At 67.2% G+C, this 390-nt stretch carries 1 protein-coding gene; it reads left to right on the top strand.

Features of this window, described 5'->3' with window-relative positions; genetic code table 11:
• The coding region (locus tag HMPREF2845_RS09275; RefSeq protein WP_305793660.1) for a biotin/lipoyl-containing protein at positions 1 to 390 on the top strand (390 nt) is incomplete at both ends.

The raw sequence follows: 390 nt of genomic DNA, 5'->3' as shown, positions 1-390 counted from the left end.
CCCGCAGCTCCCGCTCCGGTTGCTGAGGCTCCTGCTGCTCCCGCAGCACCCGCTGCTGCTCCGGCTGCTCCCGCAGCTGCTGCTGCAGGCATCGAGGTCGTACTGCCCGCACTGGGCGAGTCCGTCACCGAGGGCACCGTTACCCGCTGGCTGAAGGAAGTTGGCGAGCAGGTTGAGGTTGACGAGCCCCTGGTTGAGGTTTCCACCGACAAGGTTGACACCGAGGTTCCCTCCCCCGTAGCAGGTACCCTGCTCGAGATCCGCATCCCCGAGGATGAGGACGCAGAGGTTGGCCAGGTTCTGGCTATCATCGGCGACGCTGCTGCTGCAGCTGCTCCCGCTGCTCCGGCTCCGGTTGCTGAGGCTCCCGCAGCTCCCGCTCCGGTTGCT

Source organism: Rothia sp. HMSC065B04, from assembly GCF_001812285.1.
Classification (GTDB): Bacteria; Actinomycetota; Actinomycetes; order Actinomycetales; family Micrococcaceae; genus Rothia; species Rothia mucilaginosa.
The sequence above is the reverse complement of the archived record's forward strand: the minus strand, read 5'-3'. Positions and strand labels throughout refer to the sequence as shown.